This window comes from Aeromonas sp. AE23HZ002T15 (assembly GCF_054165525.2).
In genome coordinates this window covers 898177-919209 of sequence record NZ_CM201342.1, presented here as the reverse complement: position 1 = coordinate 919209, position 21033 = coordinate 898177, and the positions used below count along the sequence as shown (strand labels likewise).

Below are 21033 nucleotides of genomic sequence, written 5' to 3'. Positions count from 1 at the left end.
ATCAGTTCGTCATTCTCGTATAGGTGTCGGTTGCTTAGGCCATGGCTACAGGTACTGACGCTGCCAGCGTATCTAGGTTGGACACACTGGCAGAGGGAGTATTCTAAGAATCTAACTAGTTAGTTTTTACTGATTTGAATAGCGCTGTTAGTTGGTCTATTCCATCAAAAGTGGCAGGTAAGTCGCCTTCGTTGGATACAAGGCCTGCGAAAATTACACTTTCGAATCTTTCTAGTGTAATGTCGCTTTTTGATCTTATTTTAGCTGCATACTCAGAGTAATGCATAATAAATCTGCACAGAGTCATTCTTAGCTCGATTTGCAATAGTTGAGCACAGACAGATTTATAGTTAAAAAGTAGTACTCTAAAGAGATAAAGTAAAATTGCAATATAAGAGACCGTGGGAAGCAGAGAAATTATTGTGTTAGAGATATCGCTGGGCGCATTTTTGCTCACTGTGTTATCTATGACTTTATTTGTACTGGTACTTAAAGCGAATACATAACTAAAGCTAGATAGTTGCTGTTCTTGCTTAAACGTGGGAAGCATTTTGTAAACTAAAGGTGCCATGATAAGAACAATAGATAAAACCATCATGCCAATTAAGTTATTTCTTTCTTTTTTCTTTTGTTGGTAAAGTGAATTAAATCCATCATGTAGACCTACAAAATTGAAAGCATCTTTATATTTCTCGATGGATAATTTTAGCTGATTGGCTTCGTCAGTTTTTTCTTGTAGAGTTTTATTCCAATTATTAGTTAAATCCTCGGCTTGCCTAATTGTTTCGCCTATGTTGCCAAGTGATTTTATCGCAGGCTTATTCAGTAACGATTTAAATAAATATGATGGTAAATCTCTAATAGAGAAAGTTATACCTGATTTTGCATTTTCGCTAAAGTTACTTATGTTGCTTTTAGTGAAGTTAATTACTGCTAAAAGATCGTGGTCAAAATCGGTCTCTGTAGATAAGAAACCTTCATAAAGAAACCTAAAGCACATTGAATACATTAATTCAAGCTGTATTATTTTTTCTTCTTTTGAGTGTTTAAGTGTTTTTAGAAGGGTAATGAACCGTTCTCCAAGAATTTCAATGCTATAACTTGCATGTTCATCCCAGAATTTTGGGTTGGCAGTAATAGCTCCAAGCATTGTTAGAAAGTTATCTATAATTTTATGTTGAAAGTCCTTGTTGTCTGTAGTTGTTATGATATTAGATAGTGAATCGTAAGCCTCGCGAACAGTCGTTATATTATTTTCATTGGAAAAAAGAACCATTTGCTCACCCATATTATACGAAGAAAAATGAAGATTTTATCATATTGAAAAATTAAAGGCCCTCATAGGCCCTTAATTATATTATTTTATCCCAATGTCTAAAAATGAGTGGTCGGTCGCTATCACCGAGTGAGGGGGATGGAAGATTGAACCGCTCGTTTGGTCAGACGATACAGGCAGGTTTCGGCGACGGAGCGCAGTTGTTCGTTGGTGATTGCCCAGTTTTCGTGCAGGTGGCCGCTGAGGGTGGCTGGAGTGGCAATAAAGGCATCGTCCGGCAGTGGGCGGCAGCCGGTGATGCGATCAAACTCCACGCTGACCAGCAGGCGGCCGCAGTAAGTGCCGTCGCTGCCACTGGGGGCAGGGATGCGGATGCTCTGAGGCACTTGTTGGCTCAGTTGCTCGGCCATCCAGTTGAAGGCTCTGATGTAGGTCTCTTTAAACCGGGCGGCCAGTTTGCCGGTGAAGCCCATCACCAGAAAGATGAAACCGTCCTTGGTCATGTTCCAAGCCTTCCGGGTCTCGCCTTTTTCATCCAGATATTCAACGGGCTCAAAATTGAGCTCGTTGAACTCGGGTGAGCAATCCAGAGATTCAATCTTGCGCAGCACGTTCTTGTGCAGTTTGCCAAAGACTTCGGCCACCTTGAGGGAGGTGGTCATGGGTTGGCCGTGGTACAGGGTGATCAGGTCGGTAGGAGTAAAACTGGTGATGGTGTTCATGGTAAGAGCCCTCGGATGCGATGCAGTTGAATCGCCACCATTGAGGTCTCAATCTCGACTGGTGACGAGCTGAACAGGGTTGAGACTACCGGGCATCCAAGGAAACCGGCCAGCCGTGAGGCTGCCCTGCCCAGCCCGTCATAACTGAAATTACGGGTACTACTGGGCCGCACAAAAAAACACGCATGGCGCGTGTTGTGCGCTTGGAATGCTACGGGGTCTCAATCCCGGCAACGGATTTTGCCGCTGCCAGCGCAGTATCGCGCAACCAACCCCCACCAATCAACCCCAACACTCACCCACGGTTCACCCAAAGGGTGATTCGCACACATCAGATGACTCAAAAGGTACAGATTTCAATCAGGGCAGGGGATGGTTGTTTTGAAAGGGCATAAACACTAGAGATATGTGGCTGGAATGAGGGTCATAATTGCCAAAACATCGGATGATGCTAAATCGTGAACCCTAGAGTTGGCTTGAGTTACAGGAGAAAATGGTGTCATACCTCAGACTGTTACGATCTTATAACCAGCCAGCGTGAGGTGTGACACCAATCATCACCAATTAGGCGACAGAGCGTTAGCTCTGCCGCCATTTTTCATTCTGGTAGTTCTTCCAGCTTCACTTCAAGTTGTACGCGGTTGGTGTAGCCCTGATTGGTGAGGTCGTGCACTACCTGGGTGAGCAGCCAGTCTGCCTCGTCGATCTGGGGCTTGAACCCCCTGACGGTGGTGGGTTGTTCGGGGTAGAGTTCTGGCCGGCCCTTGGCCAGGGTGATGTCGAACTCGGCAACCCCGCGCTGGATCCGTTCCCACTCAGCCCTGGCCGCCCGCATGGCGTTGGCCTGGTTGGCGTAGACGTGGCGCAGCTCCTTGACGTTCTCGCTGCTGCCGACCAGCAGCTCGTTCTCTTTCTTGTTGACCACGACGCCTGGTGGCAATGGCCGTTCTGGTTTCGGCTTGGTCTTTCTCTTGCGCTTCACCTCGACTTTCTTTTTCTCGGCGGCCTTGTTGTCTTGCCAGTAGGCCGTCACGCCGGTGTAGGAGTCGCGGTCTGCCACTGAGAAGCGGTGCTGATCGCCATCTTGGCGGGTGATGGTGATGGCTGGCAGCGGCTGGCCCTTTGCGGTGGTACCCTGGCCTGCCTTGATGAACATCAGGCGGCCAGATTTGACGGTGGCGATGGCATCGCACTGGCCAGCCAGGCGGGTGAGGAAGGCCAGATCGCTTTCGTTGGTCTGGTCGATGTGGTCGATCATCTGGCCCTTGAGTGAGTCACCCACGCAGGGAGCAAGCCCGTAGGGGGCAGCGACCTGGTCAACGATCCTGCTGACGGTGGTCTGGTGCCAGCTGCGCTCGCGCAATCTGTTCATGCCACCGCGCAGATCTGCTGATTTGCCCCGGATGGTGAGCACATCCGGGGCGCCGCCGTGTTCCACTTCGTCAATTTTATAGGTTCCCTTATCGACCAGGGCGCTGCCTTGCCAGCCGATGAAGGCGCGCAGGGTGGCCCCACGGCGTGGCATATCAAGCTGACCGTCGCTGTCATCGAGGGTGATCTCGATGGTGTCGGCAGTGAATCCCCGGTTGTCGGTGATGGTCATCGACATCAGGCGCGGGCGGATGGTGGCCGAGATGTCTTTGCCATCGACCAGCACCTGGTAGGCCGGCACCGGGTGGCCTTGTCGCAGGGCATCGAGCGAGCTGGTGATGCCGAGATTCTCGGCCAGGCGGTTGCCGAACTGGTCGAGTGCCCCCATCAGAGGATCCCCCCCAGCTTGCCGCCGATGCTGCCCATGAGTTTGCCTACCCCCAAGCGGCCGAGCAGGTTGCCAGCGGTGCGCCCCAGCAGGGTGTTGCCCAGCGTGCTGTCGTTGTCATCGACCCGTTTGAGCTTGATGCTGAACTCTATCTTGCGGGCTGCGCCATCGCTGAAAAACTCGGTTCGGGTGGTGCTGATGCCCTCTATCACGAACGAGCCGCGCATCACGCTATCGCCCTGGATCAGGGGGAAGGCTACACCGCTGTCGCCCATCTGGCGCAGCATGTCGAGTGACACCGGGCCGCCGGTCAACTCTGAGTAGAGCACCCCGCTCAGGGTGCTGGTTTCATCGTCAGGGCCGAGGAATTGGTAAGCTGGGCGTGCGCCGACCCGGTTGTTACCTGGGTGGCGCCATGCCCATTCGTCTTGCTGGGATTGAGGGGCAACGGTCGAGCGCTGAAACACGAACCAGCCCAGGGTCATCATCATGGTGGTTGCTCCTTAGTTGCGATCGCCCAGCGTGGCGCGGCTACGGGCAGCGGCTTGCCGTTCGCGCCGGTCCAGCTCGCGGCTCACCTCTTGCGCTACATCCGCTGCGGATTGCCCCGGTTGCTGCACGATATTGATAGGGGCGTTGATCTGGGTGGTTGACGATGCCCCTCTGGCCGCAACCGGTTTTGGGATCTGCACGATGCGTGGGCCGTAGCTGTAGCCGCCAGCCAATGAGGGCTGGTTGTAGTTGCCGTTCAGATAACCTGGAGTCGACGCAGTGGGTGCCTGCATCTGGAATGCAGGCAGCTTCTTGGCTTCCAAAATGCCCAGCGATTCGAGCAGCCATTCGATCCCTTTCAGGAAGGCCTTGAGCGGTGTCAGGGCCAGATTGAAGGCCTCGCCCAGGATACGGCCGACGAACTGGCCGGCGTTGCCGAACCCTTCCAGTGTTTCCTTGGAAAACTGGATGGGTTCGAGTAGATCGCCAAACCAGCCAGAGAGCGCCTTGATGCTGGATCCGATGCCATCGAATAACGGTGTGAACGGCTTGAAGGCATCAAAGACAGGTGCGAGCCCGGTCATGATGCCCTGCCAAAGTCCGCTGAAAAATGCGCTGATGGGCTGCCAAAACTTGATGATGGCAATCCCCAGCGCGGCAAGGGCCGCCAATGGGGCAAGGAGTGCACCTATCGCACCCAGCATGCCGCCAAAGGTAACCCCCAGCACCCCAAATATGAGTTTCATGATGGCCAGGGGGCCAAGCAGGGCGGCAATGGTCAACGACAATCCGCCAAGTGCAATGGCGATGATAGATGTCACGGCCGCGATCCTGACCAGGGTGTTGGCCAGCGCGGGGTTTGCTTCAACCCAGTTGCGGGTACCGGCGATGATCTCTTTGGTGAATGTGATGATGTCCATTAGGGAGCCGCGCAGCAGCTCGCCCAAGTCTGCCTTCACGTTCTTTATCCCGGCCTGCAGGATCAGCCACTGGGATGAAAGCGAGTCTTTGTCGATGTCTGACTCACGTTGCATCGACCCCCTCGACTTCTCGGCGTTCACCAGTTTCAGCTGGCGATAGAGTTCATCCAGGTTGTTGGAGAGCTTGGCCGCGTCTTTGCCGTACTCCTTACCGAAAATCTGGGTGGTGACCCTAAGTTGGTCTTCTGCTTTGAGCTTTTTTATTTTCTCTAGCACCGTGGTGATGGTGCCCATGGTGTCGGTGACCATGGCTTTCTCCACGTCAGTCGATTTCAGGCCAATCGCCTGCATACCGGCCTGGAAGCGCTTGCTTTGCATGGTGGCGATGGAGAGCTCGCGCACCATGGCGTTGGAGGCACTGGCGGCGATTTCTGGTGCAGCTCCCAGACTGAGGAAGGTTGAGCCCAGTGCGGCCGCTTTCTTGTAATCGAGTTTGTCGGCCACGCCCCCCATGCGTTGTAATACATCGATGATGTCTGCGCCCTTGGACTGAGCATTGTCATCGAGGTAGTTGATGGCATCGCCGAGCTGTTCGATGTTGTTGATGGGGATCTTGTAGAGGTTGGCAATTTTCCCCATGTCTTCGGCGAGCTGACCGGCCGGTAGTTCAAAGGCGGTTGCCGCCTTGGCTGACGTTCTGGCGAATTTGAGCAGGTTCTCTTGGCCTTGCACCCCCATACGAGCGCCGCCTTCGACCAGGGCGGCGATGTCGATTGCGCCGTTGAGCTGGGGGATCTCTTCTGCAATGGCCTTTATCTCTTTGGCCATGTCGTAGTAGACGGATGTCAGCTCGCCGCCATCGGTTCTAGCGCCATCTACCTGCTTGGCCACCCCCTTCATGGCATCCTCGAAGCTGGAATACTCCTTGATGGCACTGTAAACCGGCATGCCGATGGCGGTACCGGCTGCAATGGCGGTAGCGCCGTGGCCGGCCATCTGGCCACGCAGCTCCTGGGTCTGGCGGTAGCTGGCTTTCACCTGGTTGAGGCGCTTTTGCTGGTCAGCCAGTTGGCCCAGCTTGGCGCGTTGCTGGTCGAGCTGGCCGTTAGCTGCAGCCAGGTCAGTCTTGAGGCGGCGCTGGTGATCCCCCAGTTGCTTGGTGTTGATGCCGGCCTCGCTCATGGCCCGTTTCAGGCTGCCGTGGCGGGCGACCATTTCACGCTCTTGCTGGGAGAGATCGCGCACCTTCTGCTTGGCCTGTTCCATGGCGCGGGTCATGGCCTTAGTCGGCTGCTCTACCTTGGCGAACTGCTGGGCCATCTGCTGGGCGTCACGCTGGGCTTGGGTAAGCTGGGCGCGGGTGGCGCCAATCTGGCGGCCCAAGGTGCGATAGCCGTCAATCTGACCGCTCTGGGTTTCCAGCTCTTTGATGCGCTTCTTGGTGACGAGTAGGTCTTGAGCGGTCGTGCGGCTTTGGCCGCTGACTGCTTTGAGGGGGGCGGTGAGCTTGTCGACCGCCCCGAGCAGGATTTGAAGTTTGAGTGGGTTCATTGATCGATTGCCCCGTTGATGCGGTTGTGGGTCTCAACGAGGCGTTGGTGCCAGCCCATCAGCTCGCTGATTTCCATGGCCGCCATGTCGGACGGCGGCCAGTGGGCGATGATGGCAATCTCTGCCATCAGGTCATCTATGCAGCCAGGTAACCCATTTTCTTCGGCATCAAAAAAACGGCCACCTCACTGCCCAACTGCAGCAGGTCAGCCGGGTCCAAATTGCCGATCTCTGCTTCGGTCAGGATCGGGGTGGTGATGCGGGGTAGCAGTTTGGTGAGGGCGTTGACGTCCATCTGCAGGACGTCGGCCATGTTGAGGCCGCGCATTTCGCCCGCCTTGGGTTTGCGCAGTTGAACCTCGGTGATGGTGTTATCGCCGCGCTGGATGGCCTGGTCGAGGGTTACGGTCTTGTTTTCCATGGTGTTTATTCCTGATGTTGATGTGGTGAGGGCGGCTGTTGGCCGCCCGTTGGGTTGTTGGGTGGGTTAGAGGCCGATGGCTTTGCGGTGCTCGGCCATCAGGTCGACGCCATCGACTATCCAGATCATGTTGAGCAGGTCGATTTCGACCAGGTCGACGCCGTTCATGGTCTCTTTGTAGTAGGTGTTGACCATGCTGACTTTGCTCTGGGAGTTGTCGCCACTCTTGAGGGTGCCCCGGTCGAGCTCTTTGAAGCGGCCGCGCTGGACGATTTCGACAGCAACCACCTCACCGGTGTCGTCGCGCTGGACTGAGCCGGCAAAGCGGAGGGAGACTCCGTCAATCTTCGGTGTTCCCATACGCTTGACCAGATCGGCCTCAAGGCCGCCGAAGGTGAAGGAGGTGTCGAGGGCGGCATCTTCCAGCCCCATGTGGATGTTGGCGGCGCCTATCATGCCGCCGCCACGGTAGGCTTCGAACTTCTGGCTCAGCTTGGCCGGGGTGAAGTCTTCGGCGACGCCGATCCAGTTGCCGCCATCGAGAAACATGTTGAGGTGCTTGAGTTTGCGTGGCAGTGCCATGGTGGCTCCTTATGCGGCGACCGCGACGCGGGCGCCGAAGTCGATGAGGTAGTGGTCAGTGATGCGCTGCTGGAAGCCGAGGTCTTCAAGCGGCGGTACCGGGGTGTAGTTGTAATCGATGCGCAGCTTGCCGGCCTTGAGGGTGTCTTTGTCGTTGAGCTCCTCGTTGTACCAGCAGTCAAAGCCGAGCAGGTAACCGCCGGTCACCAGCTCGCGGCCCTTGGCTTTGATGCCCTCGATGATGTCTTTCACCAGGGAGGGGTGCATTGGCTTGTCGTTAGCCCACATGTGCGCCTCGGCGATGGTGTCGGCTAGGATCTGGGCGGTGCGGGTGTAGTTCTCGAAGGCGAACAGGGGATCGTCCGAGCAGGTACGGTTACCCCAGTAGCGGAAGCCGTCGGCACGGATCAGGGCTGTGATCTCGTTGGCGTTGAGCAGGCCGACCTCGGTGTCGGGGTCTTGCAGATCCCAGAACAGGGCCTTGGTCATGCCATCGACTCCGGTCACACCAACGTTCGACAGGGTCTTGTGCCAGCCGATCTCCTTGTCGATGAGGGCCCGCATGGCGGCGGCCTTGAGGCAGGCATCGAGTTTGACGCTGGCATTGGCCGCAACATCCCACGCCGTCCAGTCACCATGGATCAGCATCAGCTCACGGCTGGAGAAGTTTTCGCGGTAGGCCAGGGCCGCCTCGACGGTCTCGGCGATGGTCGGCACGTAGGCAAAGGCGCGCAGCTTTTTGGCCACGCCACCCAGCGCAGTGGCCACTGGCAGGGTGCAGTTGTCTGGCACGCAGAGGATACGCGGCTTGACGCCGGTCATCGGGGCGGCCCGCTCCAGCGCCTTGAGGCCGGTGTAGCTGCCATCGGGCTTGATGGTGCCGATGATATTGCTGGTCAAGGCTGCGGCGTCGGCCCCCTTGGCCACGCGCACGGCAATGACGATGGTGTTGACGGTGTCATAGATGGTTTGCAGCGACTTCTTGAGGTTGCCCTCGCTGCCCGCTTTGGCGATGGCCACCGGCAGGTTGGCGATCAGCACGGGTTTGTCGAGGGGGAAGTAGGTGGCATCTGCGTCTTCGCTGGTGCAGACCATGCCGATCACCGCCGTGGCGACGGTGCGGATGGTGCGGGTGCCCTCGTTGATTTCCACGACGCGCACGCCGTGGTGAAATTGGTCCAGTGCCATAGGTTCTCCTGTTGTCCGGACGGAGCTTTTGCAAGGTGATGTGAGCAGGGTCAGGATGCAGTGGCAGGGGATAGCAGGCGAGCGGCTGCCAGTGTATCTGGCGTGGATACACTGGAGCGGCGGTGACAAGGGGGTGATGAGCGGCAGTAACGAAACACCCCGCACGGGGCGGGGTGGTAGATCAGCTAGCTGTGGCTGGCTTGGGAGGCCATGCAATGGGCTGCTGGGTGAGGTCGAGGCGGCTTAGCAGCACCCGGTACTGGCGCCAGGCGGTATAGTCTGCCTGCTCGGCATCGGTGGCCATGCCGAGATCGACGGCATCAGTCAGGATGGCGAGCTGTTGGTTAGCCTCGGCCATCAACGCATTGCGTTTCTCCTCGGCCTGTTTCCGTTGCCAGTTGCTTTCGGCCTCGACGTTTTTGACCCAGGCATCACGCTCTTCGTCCCACACATCGAACGGTGAGGACGGCGCGACAAGCGTCTGTGTGACCGGCACCTCACCAGGCTCGGCTATCACGCTCGCCGCCTTAGTCTGCTTGTCGTATGCCGTCTGGCCACGATGATCAGCGACAAACATCCAGTGGTCGCCATGACGCACGATCGTCTTGCCCGGTTCTGCGGGGGGCGGGGCTTCGAGAAACGCACAGGCAGGGAGGCCGGTACCTGCGGATACCCACACTTCTATCTGACCGTTGTATTCGTGGGTTACCGGATCAGTGCAGTGGGCCTTTTCCCAGCCATCGGTCTCTGCCCAGCCGTTCTGGCCCCAAGTGACGTGCGGTTGGTTCATCATGCGGCCCTCAGGATGTAGTTAAATGCGATGTTCGTCGGGCGAGTTTCAGTCCCGAGACGGCTCACATCTATCGCACCAGTTTCCGCCGTCTTAATAAGACCAGTTGCATTGTTATATCCAGCATTCGCACTTCCATCGCCATAGTGCGGAACGGTAGTATCAAAACCCTTGCCGAGGATGGGATACTGCTCATTAGGGAGAACATAATTCCCACCTCCTTGGGAGTTTCTATCCATCCCGATCGTGTTATGCCTGTGGTTCAATATTGCATCACCCTGATCACTCAGTAATACCCGACTTGAATCCACGCCACGACCGTTGTCCCAGCCTCGTGGAAATTTTCCGCGCATGTCGAACGGGATCACTCCAGTCGGCCAGAGTGCGCCCAGCTTTGGATACGCCACCTTGTCAAAGCTCTGCCCCTGAACGATGAGGAATCTACTGTTGGGCGGGGTAGCTGCCACCCATGGTATGGGGACCCCCACAGGGGCTACGATATCGAGCAGTGCTTCCATCGCCGCCCTCATCTCCTTGGGGGCGACGGCAACGGAGTCGAGTAACCCGGATACGGCTTCAGCTTGTGTCGCCAGCCTCAGCATCCCTTTCTCCGTCTGGTTCCCTGCCGGGTGGTCTCTGCTTTCTTTGTGCGCCTTCATCACATCATCGACATACTTGCGGGTGGCCAGCACCACGGACGGGTCAATCTTGAGCTCTACCGCACTGGTGTCGCTGACGATCAGCACCATGCGGATGGTCTGGGTGCGGCCTGAACCTTCCGACAGCTGAGGCTTGTAGGTGTCCGGACTGTTGGCAATGGCAATCAGGGTGCCGCTGTCATCGAACAGACCCACTTCACGGATCCACCACCCGCCTACGGTCTCAGGGATGATCTGTTCCGCGACCAGTTGCGCCGGGTTGAGCGGGTCTTGAAACAAGGTGTTGAGCGGGGCTCGGCGTTGTTCCCGAACCAGTGCGAGCTGTGCTGGGTTGGGGGTGATCGGCTGGCCGTTACCGTCGCCCACTGCCATGTGGGTGATTTTCAGCGGGATACCCAGCGCGATGGCGTTGGCAATTTTGGCCTGCCCCGCATGGGTGGGGATGGCGAAATAGATGGCGCTCAAGCAGCACCTCCTGTCGGTTGCGGGTGAATGGTCATGGTGTCGATGCTGTGCAGAATGCCGCCGTGCCACTGCTGGCCGTGGATTTCTATGGCTTCGGGGCTGTAGGGGGAGATGGTGAGCTCGTCCCCCAGGTAGCAGGCGGCCCCCAGATAGAGCTGGCCACGGGTTTCCATGCTGATGGCAAGGCCGGTCAGGTGGCGGGTCATGGGCTTGGCGTCGGCGATCAGCCGTTCCAGCTCCTGATACATGGCTTCGGTGATACCGGTATCGAGTACGCCGATGTCGAGCTTGAAGGTACCCGGCGTGGCGTGTGGGGTCTCTTGCCACCACTCCAGCACCTTGATCAAAAAGCCGAGGGGTTCAACTACCCGACGAATGGCACCGATGGTGCCTTTGCGGCTATGCACAAAGTAGCTGTTGGCGATGACCTGGCGCTTGGTGGCTTCTGGCCATTTGTCATCCCAACGATCGACACTCCAGCTGGCAGCCAGATAGGGCAGCAGGTGGGCTGGGCAAGTCCAGGGGGACCAGAGTGTGCGAAACGGGATCGGCAACTGCTGGGCGTTGGCGCCCGCCGTAGCCAGGTTACGTTCGGTGCGGCTGGTGCTGGGTGACAGCAGGGTATTCATAGGGCTCGCTCAACCGTGAAGCCGGTGCAGTAGGCGGCTTGGGTGGCGCTAGGGGTGATGTCCGCCCAGCCAATCAGGTCAACCTTGCTCACCCCCTGCACGTGCAGGGCGGCATCAATGGCAGAGCGGGGCACTTCGAGGCCGATGCGGCGGCGTGGGTTGATGAAGGCGGCGAGCTTGTCACGGGCTGCCTGCAGGATCACGTCACCTTCAGCCCCCTGGCTGCTGATGTGCAGCTTGGCGGTGAGGGTGTAGTGGATGATGCCGGCGCTCTGCACGGTGAGCCGGTCGGCAACCGGGCGCTTGTCTTCATGGCTCAGGGCTTGGGTGACCTTGGCGATCAGCGCCGCGTCGGCGGTGCCGTCCCCCTCAGTGCTGAGGATGGTGACCAGAGCCTCTGCTGGCACAGGGCTGGAGCCTTTGGCGTCAGCCACCTTGCCGTCAGCCGAGAGGGCAAAATACTCATAGGCGCCTGTCGGGCCCGCTACGCTGAGGCCATCCCACGCCATCAGTGCGCGCAGGATCAGTGCTTCGTCATCTTCTTTGATTTCCGGTACCGGCGGGCTGGCGGTGTGGTCACCCGGTTGGATGATGAGGCGCTGCACATTCCAGTTGGCCACCAGGTTGTCGAGGTCGCTCCCCTTGGCCCACGCCAGCATGTTGGCCACTGCCGCATCGTTGATACGTTGACGCAGGATCAGCTCCCGGTAGGCATTCTCTTGCAGCAGCTTGGTGATGGGCTCGGACTCGAGCGTCAGGGTAGCGGCGATGGCGGCTTGCTGGTCTGCCGGGTAGAGGCTGATGAGATACGCCTTGCGCTCGGCCAGGATGGCTTCGTAATCCAGCAACTCAATCACATCGGGCTGGGGTAGTTGGGAGAGGGTGATGGTGCTCACTGGGCGGCTCCGGTTGGGATTGTGATGCTGGCAGATTCCGGCGCGCCGCCATCTTTGCGCTGCCAGGTGAGCTCGACGGTGAGGGCGCCATTCATGCCGCCGCCCAGCACATCGACCCGGGTGATGGTGATGCGGGGTTCCCAGTTGATGAGGGCCTGCACGGTGGCAGCCATCAGACGCAGGCGGGTGGCCTGATGCTGAGGCTGGTCGATGAGGTAAAACAGCTCGCTGCCGTAGTCGCGGCGCATGACCCGGGAGCCCACCGGGGTCATGAGGATGTCGCGCACCGACTGGATGATGTGGTCGGTGGCGCTGATGGCGCGGCCGCTCGCGGCATTCATGCCGAGCCAGTTCATTGCGGGCCCCCGGAGGTGCCGCTGCCGGAGCTGACGTTGCCGTGCTTGTGGGTGGTCACCTCGATGCCGCCAATCTTGGCGCTGGGGGCTGTGATCTTGCCGCCCGCCTCAATGGTCGAACCGACCTTGAGCGCTTGGGTGCATTCCACCAGGGGGGTGATCAGCTTGACGGTGACGGAGGCCGAGAGGGTGGCGGTCTTGATGCCGCTGGCATTGAGCGCTCCGGTGGCCGGGTTGTATTCGATGATGGCGCCATCGACGTATTCGGTGCGGTCGAGATCTGGGTTGTCATCGTCAGCCAGTGGCTCGTCTGCTGCGGTGGCATTGAGGGATGCGATGATGTACGCATTGCGCAGATCGCCACTGACTGACAACAAGATGACCTGTTCACCAATGCTTGGGCGGTGGCGGGTACGGTTCTTCCCGGCCCGCGCAGTTGCGTAGGGCCGCCAGTTGGTTTCAAGTTCGCCGGTTTTGACGCGACACTCCCCAGAACGCACGGCGGTGACGGTGCCGATGCGGATCAGGTTGTCGATCAGGCGTTGAAGTTCAGTCGGGGTCGGTTGCATGGGGCCATTGTTTTGGGCAATGGCCGGGAAGGCGAGGGGAGGCCAGTGTACACGGTGCTGGCACACTGGCAGAGGTTGATTTGTTAATCTCTAATTACGATCGCTTCAACGACAGTCTTTCTCCCAAAGGGAGTCAAACTCCAATACAAAAATCCATTGCTTTCTGTAAGCTCAATTAACCCAAGCGCTTCAAATTGAAGCTTAATTGTCTGATAACACTGTTCATCCATACTGGCGTAAGTTAAATTAATCAGTTCTTTTTCTAAGTGTCGCCTCACTGTCTCATCCACTTGCTTTGTAATTATAAATGGTGCGAGTATTTTGTATATTTGACTAAATGTTGTATCCTTAGAGACGACTACCTGACCACCAGAGGAATTAAGTCCTTTTCCTCGTAAAATATATGAGCTTTCTAATCCGGCTATGTTTTCAATATTATATTTCGGTCTGTCTGTAAGTTGTTCTATTTCTTTTTTAAGTAGCTCATTTTCTTGCTTCAGTGAAAGTAATTCAGTGAGAGCTTCATTTGAAGTGACACTATCACCTCTTACCCAGCCTATTGCTGGATATGCTTTTATGGTTTTAGGGAGATTGAGCGCTACTAAACCTGGTAGTTCGGAAGCTGATTTCCAAAATCTAACTAAGCGGTTTGTACATACATCTTTTCTGAATGCGACAAGCTTATCGTATAAAATATGGTCTCTGTCCGTCTTTGCTACAGGTAATTGCTCTGGTTCACCATGTACCAATGCGATTACTTTCATACCTTTTTCTTTGGCATATAGGTATTCTTTTTCTGTATAGCTAAGACCATCATCTTCAGAAATTGAGCCGTACCGAGCACCAATAATTAATAAGTAATAGTCACAATCGTCAATTATTTTTTTAATGAAGTCGAACTGTTCCTCATCCATTGCAGGAAATAGCTCCATTCCAGCAGGGATACAATCCATTTCCATCAATGTCTGAATAACTTTGCTACGTTCATCCTGTAAATCAGCAAAAGTTGAACTGACAAATACCTGATAGCGTTTATTCATCATAGGCTCCTGTGTCACGTTGTATGCAAGAATGCCACGTGGTGTTGCATCCGAGCAAATCAAAGGCCCAGACGGGCCTTTGATTTTGTGACTGTTCCATCAGTGTTTCACCAGCCGATAGCTTTGGGTTCGCGGCGCAGGTGGGGGATCAGTTTGGACCAGTCGCTGTCGCAGTGGGTGTTGGGTTGGATATGGCGGGTGCGGTCGGCCAGGATCTTGCGGGCCTGGTTCAGGGTGTCGGGGTACTCGTGGATGATGGAGTAGTAGCGGCCGGCGTCGCGGTGTTCGGCAACCTCGAGTAGGGGATAAATGCTGCGAGCGGCATCCATCATCCGGTCGGCGGCACGCCAGCACCAGGTCAGGGTGCAGAGTTCATCATCGGTCAGGCTGATCGCCGGTTGCGGGCGCTGGGCGGCGAGCTGTTCGGCCATCCAGTTAAAGGCGTTGATATAGGCCTCTTTGGTCGCCGCGGCCTTGGCGCCGGTGAAGCCCATCACCACAAAGATAAAGCCATCTTTGGTCATTTCGTAGGCGGGGCGCTTTTCACCTTTCCCATCCACATAACTAACGGCCGCAAAATTGCGGGCGTTGAATTCTTGTGAGCATTCGAGGTTACGGATCTTCTTCAACACATCGTCATGACGCTTGCCAAAGAGCTCGGCGACTTTCAGGGAGGTAGTAACAGGTTGGCCTTGATGCAGGCTGATGATATCGGCAGGGCTGAAGTTGGTGATGCTGTTCATAGGTGCGTTCTCCAAACCACGTTGGGTTACGTCACCGCAGAGGTTCCAATCTCTGACTGGTGACGAGCTGAACAGGGTTGGAACTACCGGGCACCTAAGAAACCGGCCAGCCATAGGCTGCCCTGCCCAGCCCGTCATAACTGAGATTGCGGGTACTGCTGGGCCGCACAAAAAAACACGCATGGCGCGTGTTGTGCGCTTAGATGAGTTCGGGGTTCCAATCCCGACAACGGATTTTGCCGCTGCCTGCGCAGTATCGCGCAACCAACCGCAACCAATCAACCACCAATCGACACAAACCCGCCCGACTGCACACAACACCAGCAGCAGGTTAAGGTCTACAGCGGTAGCGTGCTATGTCTGTTTCTGGGGAATGTAAATACAAGGCGGTGAGTTGGATAAGGCTGACGCACTGACCCACTCAGTCCAGCGTACTGAAGGGAGCTTGTCCAATTTTCCTAACGGGGAACAGATTGCTTTTTCGTTGGTGATTGGGGGGATCGTCACGCTATCAATCTGGTCATGACGCAGGTAGATGGTGCCATCTTTCTCCGTCCAGAAGGTACATTGAGCCGCGTTGCAAGCTATTCGTACTGCAGCGACGCCTTCAGGATGCTTGGCGTAGATGAGATGTTCAGCAAAATCTTGAGGCCCTTGCTTCATTTTTTCAACTTGCTGATTTGCTGACTCTTCACCATCACGATAGCTGACGAATGCTAATCCAAAGACAATGGCACATGCGACAAACACGTAGACGAAGCGAAAGTACCAAGTAAAAATCAAGTCATAGCTGGCTTCAAACCACTTTGCTTCATGTGGTTCGACCGAGTATTTAAATACCTTTTTGTAGAATCGGATCATGGGTTCACTGCTACCGATACGAGCACCGTAGTCTCGTACCTGTTCAGTGGTTTTTTTTATCAGTCTGAATGTCAGGGCTACCACGGTGCCCAGCGCCATGAGCCCGATCACGACAGCTATCGGATAGAAAATAAGTGGCAGTACATTGCTGACCAAGCTGAGCACACCCATCAGCAAGTTCTGCTCTGTAGATAGTGGGAACTCGCTGCTATCTACATGAAAGACACTTAAGTACCCCATATGCCGTGCCATACCGAACAGGTAGATACAAGCGGTCAGTAGCGGCAACAGTGCCAAAGCGATCTGCACCAATACAAGGGTGTGTTCAGGGGATTTGGCCGGTTTATCTATCTTCTTTTTGACTTGTTGACGGAGCCGCGGCCGCAGTTCGGTGCGCTGATTCATCCTTGCCTCACACGATTAAGTTTGCGCCGTATCGTATGGTTTCAAGCTTCGCTCGACAACCTTCTATTTAGTCAAATGGGCCAACAACAGCTCTTCCAACTGCTCTATCTCCTGATTGGTAATACCCAGTAACTCCCGCGCCGGATAGCGGATCTCGCGACCCTTGATGCGGTCTTTGAGGCCATATTGGTGAATGGTGGCGAGGCGGTTGGCCGTGCCGACAAACTCCACCACGGCCTGCTGTTCGCTGGTGTGGGCCTTGAGCCAGGTGGTGTTGCTAATTTTGAAGAACATCTTGCGCCGTAGGCGGCCCCGGTCCTTCTTCAACTTGGGCTGTGGCTTGCGCGGAGTCATGGGGTTGCCATTGGGCTGGAGGTTGGCCCGGATCCGCTGTGCCTGGCTGACGCGCAAGGTGCGGGCCATTTCGCCAGCTAGCTGGCGGCGGGCTGTGGGCTCCATGCTGGTCAGCAGGCCATCGGCCCAGCGGGTCAGCCGGCTTAGTTCGTCGGCAGCCATCATCAGTTGTCCTCGCGCTGGAACAATTCCCAGGTGATGCCGTCGTAGGGGTCTTCTGGCGGCTCTGGCAAATGTTCCCAACCAATCCCCTGTTCGTTTTGCCAGACCCTGACCCGCTCGGTCAGCTTGACGGTGATGATGAGGTCCATCAGGTCGCTCGCGAGGTATTCGGCCTCGAAGGTGATGCCATCCTTGCGCATCTCGTCGTTGGTCATCAGCTCGGGCTGGTGCTGGCGCAGCCAGGCCAGCAGCGGCACCATGATCTGATCCGGGTGGCCGGCAAAGTCCTCAATGCCAATGGTGAGCGGGTATTGCCACTCGAACGAGAGCGAGCGGGCGCCGGTGCTTTCGACATTACCCGGGGCGATGTAGATGTGCAGTTTGTCCGGGTTGGTCTTGAGGTGGGGTACGCAGCGGGTCAGCACCTCACGGATCTGTTTTGGTTTTTCCATACGCCCTCCCGTTCTGGTGTCGTTGTTGGCAGGCGATGATGCTGTCGACCTGGGCGGCGCAGCTGGCCCAGGCGGCCTCGGTCTGGGTCAGCTGGTCGAGCAAGTCGCCGTTATTGGCCGGACTGGCCGGCGGCAGCTGGCAGGGGGACAGGCCCTGACAGGTGAGCCTGATAATCTGCAGCGCCGGTGAGGGCGGGGCGCTGGAGCAGCCTGATAACAGGATCAGGCAGAGGGCGATCAGCCCAGGCTTTAAGTTCAGCATTTTCACGTTTGAGCCTCTTGATGGTGTCTGCACGGGTGGCGGCCGTGATGGTCAGCTCGCCAAGCTGGCGCTGCAGCGTGGTGGCGGCGGTTGCCTGGGCGGTCAGTTCGCCGGTGAGGGTGTCGATGGCCCCGTCCTTGAGCTTCTCCCGCAGCTCGTCCTCTTTGGCCTTGTCGTCGGCTGCCTTGAGGTCACTTTGCAGGGTGGTGACCTGGCCCGCTGCCGTGGCCGCCGAGGTGGCCGACCAGCCCCAGCCGCCAAGGGCAACCAGCAACGCCAGCAGCAACCAGGTGAAGGGAGAGCGAAGCAGGTTAAGCCACATGCGCCACCTCCTTCACCGGGTAGACCTTGGCAAAGTGGCCGTATGCCTTGGCCAGCTTGGAGTCGTAGTCGTTTTCCTTGAACGCCGGGCCGTTGTAGCGGCGGGCGAAGTCGGCCCATTTACGGCCCTGCAGTGCCTTGTGCATGGCGGGGTCTTGCTGGATGAAGCGGCACAGGGCATTGAGGTGTTCGACCTCGCTACGTTGCATCGCGGTCTGCCAGTCGCTGGCCGAGGCAAAGCCCAGCGCCTGCCAGTGGAAGCCCATGATCTGGAACATCCCCCAACTGGCCGACTCGATGGCGGCATCTCGGTGCAGGCTGATGGCGAGCTGCAGCCGTTCCCACTCGGCCGCCCCCCCGGCATAACCGCCGCGCTTGGGGTTGACCAGGTTGGGGTAACTGGCGGCCATCTGGTCGGCGGTGGCCTTGCCCAGGTGCTTGGTGAGCTGCTTGTAGAACACATGCCGCTCGAACAGCACCACCGGGCGCATGGCGTCAGTGAAGCCCTCGCCGATGCTTTCGATATGGGCGACGGTGGCCATGGTGGCCAGCGGCAGGCCCAGCAGATCTGCGCCAGCCTGCATGTCTCCGATGCGCAACTGGTTGCCGCGCTCACTGCCGAGCAGGGCGACCAGAGTGCGGGGGCCTGCTTGGCCGATGGCGGTGATCATGTAGTACTGCTGGAAGGCGAGCAGGGCGCGCTCAGTGGCATCGCCAAACCAGCCATCAGGTTCCACCGGGTAGCCTGCCTTGGTCAGGCGACGTTGCAGATCGGCGACGGCGGAGCCGGTATCCCCTTTTTTCAGGCTCATGGCAGGTACCTCCGATTAATGTTGCGGGCATCCGTCGTGGGCTGACGGCGGCGTGGCAGCAAGTGGCGAACAGAACCGCGGGTCTTGAGTAGGGCAAGCAGCAGCCCGCCGGCCACTATCAACTGGGCGAGATAGGGGGCGGGGATCAGCCCAAACAGGGTGAGAAGAGATGACCAGGCTGCTGCCACTGCTAGCAGGTAAGCGAGCAGGGCAAGCCAAACGTGATGGGGGCCACCTCGACGGTTGAAGGTGGCCAGTCGGAGCGTGATGCCAGCACAGATCAGGGCATAGAGCAGGCTCATGTCAGCCTCCTTTGCGGCGGATGAGATCGATAAGGTCATCGGGGGATTTGCGCAGCAGGCCTTGCAGCAGGTGAACGCTCATGGCCGAGGCGAGGATGGCGCCGAGGGCATTGGTCACGTTGAAGACCTGTGGCAGCACGGTGCTGAGCAGAGTGGCGGTGATGTCGGCAGCCAACAATCCGATCAACACCGAGGCGAGGAATAATCCGCCCCGGCGCCAGTTACTGAGCTGATCGACTGTGTTGATAAAGATCAGCGCACCCGCAACCGCCCCCAACACCGCAGCCGGGTCTAGGCCGGGGATCAACGATAGGAATGCGAGTCCGCCAGCGGCTGCGGTGGCAGCGCTACTGGAAATGGGTTCAGGCACGGTGGTCTCCTTGGTGAATTGTTTCGTGCAGGGTCTGGCAGTCGGTGCAACGTTCGCAGCCCCGGCTCGCTTCGCGGCGGGCCTGGGGGATGGGGTCATCACAGTCGATGCAGTAGTGGGGGCCTGTGCCCGCAATGCGGGCGGCGTGGATGCGGGCAGCAAGTTGCTGCTCGCTAATGTCGGCTAGTCGTTCGAGTTCGTCATCGAGGCGGCTCATGGTCAGTCCCATAGCTGGATCAGCGGCTGCTCTGCCTGAGTCGGAGCCGCTGGCATTGTGATGAGGGTTCCGGTCGGGAGAATGGGGCCGAGCTCGGCCAAACCGGGGTTGAGTTCGAGCACCTGCTCAGTGATGCCTGCGGTGTAGCCGTAATGCCGGAACAGGATGAGATCGAGGGTGTCGCCCTGTTGGCTGCGCAGTTGCATCAGATCAGCTCCACCGTGTTGTGGGTGGTGCCGAGGATGTCGCGGATGGCAAAGCGGGCATCGCGGTAGAGGTCGTCAGAGCTGATGATTTTTGCATCAGCCCCTTTGACGCCGTCACCGGTGGCGCTGTAGTCGGTGTAACGCTCCAGCAGGTTGGCGCGGGTCATGGCGTAGACGGCGCGCCGGTAGCTGTGCAGATGCGCCGATTCGTTGTTGATGCGCTCGCTCGGTACTACGGTCAGGTCGGTATGCCCTTCTGCCTGGCGAGCGGTACGCCAGTCGGCCAGATCGCGGTTGACGCAGGTGATGGCGTCGATCACGGCATGGGTGAGGCGCGCGGTGGTGACGGTGCCATCGAGTCGAACGGTCTCGCGCAGATCGGCCAGCGAGATCGCCGGCCAGAAGGGGCTGGAGGTTATCTCCCCTTCGGCTGGCGCAGTTGGTGCATTGGCAATGAATCCGGTGGTCATGTTATTCCTTTTCCGCTTGTTGGGCGGTGGTCGGGCCGTCTGGTATGCCGCTGGCAATCGTCAGACCCGAGCCGCCCAGGGTGCGGGGTTCGCTCGGTTAGCTGCCGCCGCCAGTGTCGTCGTGCTGCTGTTCGTTTTTCAGGGTACGCTCGAGCACTTCGAGCTCCTTCTTGATGCCCACCTTGTCGTGCAGCTCGATGGCGCGCCGGTAGTGCTCGGCGGCTTGCTGCTTGAGTCCCTCGGCCAGTGCGGCGCGGCCCACGGCCTTGTGCAGCTTGGCGCGCACCTGGTCGAAGATGTCGCTTCCGTGCAGCAGGGCCATGTATTGGCCGAGCAACGACAGGGAGGGGCCGTTCCCTGCCTCTTGCTGCTTGATGGCGGTGTCGGCCACCTCTTCGGCGATCATGGTGGCGGCGGTGCGCTCGTAGCGATCGGGAGTGCTGAGGCCATGGCGGATCACGTAGGAGGCCATGGGGAGGGTCCCTTTGAGATCGCCGGTGTCGAGGTGCCAGAGCATGACTGTGACCAGGACGTCATCCTGACCGCCGTGATCGGCGGCCAGCAGGCCATCAATCCAGGGTTTGTAGACGGCCAGCATGGGGCGCTTGGCGTCGATCTTGCGCTCGATGCTCTGGATGTTTTTGAGGGTGCGGCGGTGTTCGGCCAGCTGCAGCAGCTGGAGCTCGTAGGCGTTGGCGCGAGCCTGGTCGAACTGGGGATTGGCCACCCCTTGCAGGGCGGCCAGAGTACGCGCGGTGTGCCGTTGCGCTGGAGTCATCTT

29 protein-coding genes are annotated in these 21033 nt (G+C 57.6%); all 29 read right to left on the bottom strand.

All coding sequences use genetic code 11. The annotated features are described in order from the left end of the window. Positions 1-115 precede the first annotated feature (115 nt). Entirely contained in the window at positions 116-1288 is a 1173-nt protein-coding gene (locus ACT5M9_RS04165) for a hypothetical protein (RefSeq protein WP_457981473.1), read from the bottom strand. 110 nt (positions 1289-1398) lie between these two features. Beyond that, entirely contained in the window at positions 1399-1998 is a 600-nt protein-coding gene (locus ACT5M9_RS04160) for a Rha family transcriptional regulator (RefSeq protein WP_457981475.1), read from the bottom strand. A 598-nt stretch (positions 1999-2596) separates the two neighbouring features. After that, positions 2597-3757 (bottom strand): phage late control D family tail protein, encoded by a 1161-nt coding sequence (locus tag ACT5M9_RS04155; RefSeq protein WP_457981477.1) that lies wholly within the window; start codon positions 3755-3757, stop codon positions 2597-2599. After that, the gene (locus tag ACT5M9_RS04150) at positions 3757-4248 is read right to left on the bottom strand and encodes a phage tail protein (RefSeq protein ID WP_457981479.1); all 492 of its coding nucleotides are present in this window, start codon (positions 4246-4248) and stop codon (positions 3757-3759) included. The genes ACT5M9_RS04155 and ACT5M9_RS04150 overlap by 1 nt, the downstream gene beginning before the upstream one ends. Before the next feature lie 12 nt (positions 4249-4260). Next, entirely contained in the window at positions 4261-6720 is a 2460-nt protein-coding gene (locus tag ACT5M9_RS04145; RefSeq protein WP_457981481.1) for a phage tail tape measure protein, read from the bottom strand. Further along, on the bottom strand, positions 6717-6848 hold the full coding sequence (locus ACT5M9_RS04140; protein WP_457981483.1) for a GpE family phage tail protein: 132 nt from the start codon (positions 6846-6848) through the stop codon (positions 6717-6719). Before ACT5M9_RS04140 ends, ACT5M9_RS04145 begins: the two co-directional genes overlap by 4 nt. Positions 6849-6856: 8 nt before the next feature. Next, complete coding sequence (locus ACT5M9_RS04135; protein ID WP_457981485.1) at positions 6857-7141, bottom strand: phage tail assembly protein; 285 nt, start codon at positions 7139-7141, stop codon at positions 6857-6859. 66 nt (positions 7142-7207) lie between these two features. Continuing rightward, complete coding sequence (locus ACT5M9_RS04130) at positions 7208-7723, bottom strand: phage major tail tube protein (RefSeq protein ID WP_457981486.1); 516 nt, start codon at positions 7721-7723, stop codon at positions 7208-7210. A 9-nt stretch (positions 7724-7732) separates the two neighbouring features. Continuing rightward, positions 7733-8911 carry a phage tail sheath protein gene (locus ACT5M9_RS04125; protein WP_457981488.1) on the bottom strand — a complete coding sequence of 393 codons (1179 nt, stop codon included), beginning with the start codon at positions 8909-8911 and terminating at the stop codon, positions 7733-7735. A 181-nt stretch (positions 8912-9092) separates the two neighbouring features. Next, a complete protein-coding gene (locus ACT5M9_RS04120) occupies positions 9093-9704 on the bottom strand; it encodes a tail fiber assembly protein (RefSeq protein ID WP_457981490.1) in 612 nt (203 codons plus the stop codon). Continuing rightward, positions 9701-10825 carry a phage tail protein gene (locus tag ACT5M9_RS04115; protein ID WP_457981491.1) on the bottom strand — a complete coding sequence of 375 codons (1125 nt, stop codon included), beginning with the start codon at positions 10823-10825 and terminating at the stop codon, positions 9701-9703. Before ACT5M9_RS04115 ends, ACT5M9_RS04120 begins: the two co-directional genes overlap by 4 nt. Then, positions 10822-11454 carry a phage tail protein I gene (locus ACT5M9_RS04110; RefSeq protein ID WP_457981493.1) on the bottom strand — a complete coding sequence of 211 codons (633 nt, stop codon included), beginning with the start codon at positions 11452-11454 and terminating at the stop codon, positions 10822-10824. Before ACT5M9_RS04110 ends, ACT5M9_RS04115 begins: the two co-directional genes overlap by 4 nt. Further along, positions 11451-12350, bottom strand: coding sequence for a baseplate J/gp47 family protein (locus tag ACT5M9_RS04105; RefSeq protein WP_457981495.1), 900 nt, complete (start codon positions 12348-12350; stop codon positions 11451-11453). The genes ACT5M9_RS04110 and ACT5M9_RS04105 overlap by 4 nt, the downstream gene beginning before the upstream one ends. Then, a complete protein-coding gene (locus ACT5M9_RS04100) occupies positions 12347-12706 on the bottom strand; it encodes a GPW/gp25 family protein (protein ID WP_457981496.1) in 360 nt (119 codons plus the stop codon). Before ACT5M9_RS04100 ends, ACT5M9_RS04105 begins: the two co-directional genes overlap by 4 nt. Beyond that, on the bottom strand, positions 12703-13275 hold the full coding sequence (locus ACT5M9_RS04095; RefSeq protein ID WP_457981498.1) for a phage baseplate assembly protein V: 573 nt from the start codon (positions 13273-13275) through the stop codon (positions 12703-12705). Before ACT5M9_RS04095 ends, ACT5M9_RS04100 begins: the two co-directional genes overlap by 4 nt. Positions 13276-13358: 83 nt before the next feature. Beyond that, the gene (locus ACT5M9_RS04090; RefSeq protein WP_457981500.1) at positions 13359-14315 is read right to left on the bottom strand and encodes a DUF4062 domain-containing protein; all 957 of its coding nucleotides are present in this window, start codon (positions 14313-14315) and stop codon (positions 13359-13361) included. A 107-nt stretch (positions 14316-14422) separates the two neighbouring features. Then, positions 14423-15058 (bottom strand): Rha family transcriptional regulator, encoded by a 636-nt coding sequence (locus tag ACT5M9_RS04085; protein ID WP_457981501.1) that lies wholly within the window; start codon positions 15056-15058, stop codon positions 14423-14425. Between the two features lie 354 nt (positions 15059-15412). After that, on the bottom strand, positions 15413-16324 hold the full coding sequence (locus ACT5M9_RS04080) for a hypothetical protein (protein WP_457981503.1): 912 nt from the start codon (positions 16322-16324) through the stop codon (positions 15413-15415). Between the two features lie 63 nt (positions 16325-16387). Further along, a complete protein-coding gene (locus ACT5M9_RS04075) occupies positions 16388-16840 on the bottom strand; it encodes a phage virion morphogenesis protein (protein ID WP_457981667.1) in 453 nt (150 codons plus the stop codon). Between the two features lie 2 nt (positions 16841-16842). Further along, positions 16843-17292 carry a phage tail protein gene (locus ACT5M9_RS04070; RefSeq protein ID WP_457981505.1) on the bottom strand — a complete coding sequence of 150 codons (450 nt, stop codon included), beginning with the start codon at positions 17290-17292 and terminating at the stop codon, positions 16843-16845. Next, positions 17267-17512 (bottom strand): Rz1-like lysis system protein LysC, encoded by a 246-nt coding sequence (gene lysC, locus ACT5M9_RS04065; protein ID WP_520395673.1) that lies wholly within the window; start codon positions 17510-17512, stop codon positions 17267-17269. The genes ACT5M9_RS04070 and lysC overlap by 26 nt, the downstream gene beginning before the upstream one ends. Next, positions 17403-17876, bottom strand: coding sequence for an Rz-like lysis system protein LysB (gene lysB, locus ACT5M9_RS04060; protein ID WP_457981506.1), 474 nt, complete (start codon positions 17874-17876; stop codon positions 17403-17405). The genes lysC and lysB overlap by 110 nt, the downstream gene beginning before the upstream one ends. Further along, complete coding sequence (locus ACT5M9_RS04055; protein ID WP_457981508.1) at positions 17866-18687, bottom strand: N-acetylmuramidase domain-containing protein; 822 nt, start codon at positions 18685-18687, stop codon at positions 17866-17868. Before ACT5M9_RS04055 ends, lysB begins: the two co-directional genes overlap by 11 nt. After that, entirely contained in the window at positions 18684-18989 is a 306-nt protein-coding gene (locus tag ACT5M9_RS04050; protein WP_457981510.1) for a phage holin family protein, read from the bottom strand. The genes ACT5M9_RS04055 and ACT5M9_RS04050 overlap by 4 nt, the downstream gene beginning before the upstream one ends. Position 18990: 1 nt before the next feature. Continuing rightward, positions 18991-19359, bottom strand: a complete 369-nt coding sequence (locus ACT5M9_RS04045) for a putative holin (RefSeq protein WP_457981512.1) — start codon at positions 19357-19359, stop codon at positions 18991-18993. Then, a complete protein-coding gene (locus tag ACT5M9_RS04040) occupies positions 19352-19576 on the bottom strand; it encodes a TraR/DksA C4-type zinc finger protein (RefSeq protein ID WP_457981514.1) in 225 nt (74 codons plus the stop codon). The genes ACT5M9_RS04045 and ACT5M9_RS04040 overlap by 8 nt, the downstream gene beginning before the upstream one ends. 2 nt (positions 19577-19578) lie before the next feature. After that, positions 19579-19782, bottom strand: coding sequence for a tail protein X (locus ACT5M9_RS04035; RefSeq protein WP_017765313.1), 204 nt, complete (start codon positions 19780-19782; stop codon positions 19579-19581). Further along, the gene (locus tag ACT5M9_RS04030) at positions 19782-20252 is read right to left on the bottom strand and encodes a head completion/stabilization protein (RefSeq protein ID WP_457981516.1); all 471 of its coding nucleotides are present in this window, start codon (positions 20250-20252) and stop codon (positions 19782-19784) included. The genes ACT5M9_RS04035 and ACT5M9_RS04030 overlap by 1 nt, the downstream gene beginning before the upstream one ends. Before the next feature lie 97 nt (positions 20253-20349). Further along, positions 20350-21030, bottom strand: a complete 681-nt coding sequence (gpM, locus tag ACT5M9_RS04025; protein ID WP_457981518.1) for a phage terminase small subunit — start codon at positions 21028-21030, stop codon at positions 20350-20352. Between the last annotated feature and the right edge of the window lie 3 nt (positions 21031-21033).

Coding starts and splice junctions, on each gene's coding strand:
- ACT5M9_RS04165 (WP_457981473.1), bottom strand. CDS start 1,288: ATGGGTGAGCAAATGGTTCTTTTTTCCAATGAAAATAATATAACGACT.
- ACT5M9_RS04160 (WP_457981475.1), bottom strand. CDS start 1,998: ATGAACACCATCACCAGTTTTACTCCTACCGACCTGATCACCCTGTAC.
- ACT5M9_RS04155 (WP_457981477.1), bottom strand. CDS start 3,757: ATGGGGGCACTCGACCAGTTCGGCAACCGCCTGGCCGAGAATCTCGGC.
- ACT5M9_RS04150 (WP_457981479.1), bottom strand. CDS start 4,248: ATGATGATGACCCTGGGCTGGTTCGTGTTTCAGCGCTCGACCGTTGCC.
- ACT5M9_RS04145 (WP_457981481.1), bottom strand. CDS start 6,720: ATGAACCCACTCAAACTTCAAATCCTGCTCGGGGCGGTCGACAAGCTC.
- ACT5M9_RS04140 (WP_457981483.1), bottom strand. CDS start 6,848: ATGGCAGAGATTGCCATCATCGCCCACTGGCCGCCGTCCGACATGGCG.
- ACT5M9_RS04135 (WP_457981485.1), bottom strand. CDS start 7,141: ATGGAAAACAAGACCGTAACCCTCGACCAGGCCATCCAGCGCGGCGAT.
- ACT5M9_RS04130 (WP_457981486.1), bottom strand. CDS start 7,723: ATGGCACTGCCACGCAAACTCAAGCACCTCAACATGTTTCTCGATGGC.
- ACT5M9_RS04125 (WP_457981488.1), bottom strand. CDS start 8,911: ATGGCACTGGACCAATTTCACCACGGCGTGCGCGTCGTGGAAATCAAC.
- ACT5M9_RS04120 (WP_457981490.1), bottom strand. CDS start 9,704: ATGATGAACCAACCGCACGTCACTTGGGGCCAGAACGGCTGGGCAGAG.
- ACT5M9_RS04110 (WP_457981493.1), bottom strand. CDS start 11,454: ATGAATACCCTGCTGTCACCCAGCACCAGCCGCACCGAACGTAACCTG.
- ACT5M9_RS04100 (WP_457981496.1), bottom strand. CDS start 12,706: ATGAACTGGCTCGGCATGAATGCCGCGAGCGGCCGCGCCATCAGCGCC.
- ACT5M9_RS04095 (WP_457981498.1), bottom strand. CDS start 13,275: ATGCAACCGACCCCGACTGAACTTCAACGCCTGATCGACAACCTGATC.
- ACT5M9_RS04090 (WP_457981500.1), bottom strand. CDS start 14,315: ATGAATAAACGCTATCAGGTATTTGTCAGTTCAACTTTTGCTGATTTA.
- ACT5M9_RS04085 (WP_457981501.1), bottom strand. CDS start 15,058: ATGAACAGCATCACCAACTTCAGCCCTGCCGATATCATCAGCCTGCAT.
- ACT5M9_RS04080 (WP_457981503.1), bottom strand. CDS start 16,324: ATGAATCAGCGCACCGAACTGCGGCCGCGGCTCCGTCAACAAGTCAAA.
- ACT5M9_RS04075 (WP_457981667.1), bottom strand. CDS start 16,840: ATGGCTGCCGACGAACTAAGCCGGCTGACCCGCTGGGCCGATGGCCTG.
- ACT5M9_RS04070 (WP_457981505.1), bottom strand. CDS start 17,292: ATGGAAAAACCAAAACAGATCCGTGAGGTGCTGACCCGCTGCGTACCC.
- lysB (WP_457981506.1), bottom strand. CDS start 17,876: ATGTGGCTTAACCTGCTTCGCTCTCCCTTCACCTGGTTGCTGCTGGCG.
- ACT5M9_RS04055 (WP_457981508.1), bottom strand. CDS start 18,687: ATGAGCCTGAAAAAAGGGGATACCGGCTCCGCCGTCGCCGATCTGCAA.
- ACT5M9_RS04050 (WP_457981510.1), bottom strand. CDS start 18,989: ATGAGCCTGCTCTATGCCCTGATCTGTGCTGGCATCACGCTCCGACTG.
- ACT5M9_RS04040 (WP_457981514.1), bottom strand. CDS start 19,576: ATGAGCCGCCTCGATGACGAACTCGAACGACTAGCCGACATTAGCGAG.
- ACT5M9_RS04035 (WP_017765313.1), bottom strand. CDS start 19,782: ATGCAACTGCGCAGCCAACAGGGCGACACCCTCGATCTCATCCTGTTC.
- ACT5M9_RS04030 (WP_457981516.1), bottom strand. CDS start 20,252: ATGACCACCGGATTCATTGCCAATGCACCAACTGCGCCAGCCGAAGGG.
- gpM (WP_457981518.1), bottom strand. CDS start 21,030: ATGACTCCAGCGCAACGGCACACCGCGCGTACTCTGGCCGCCCTGCAA.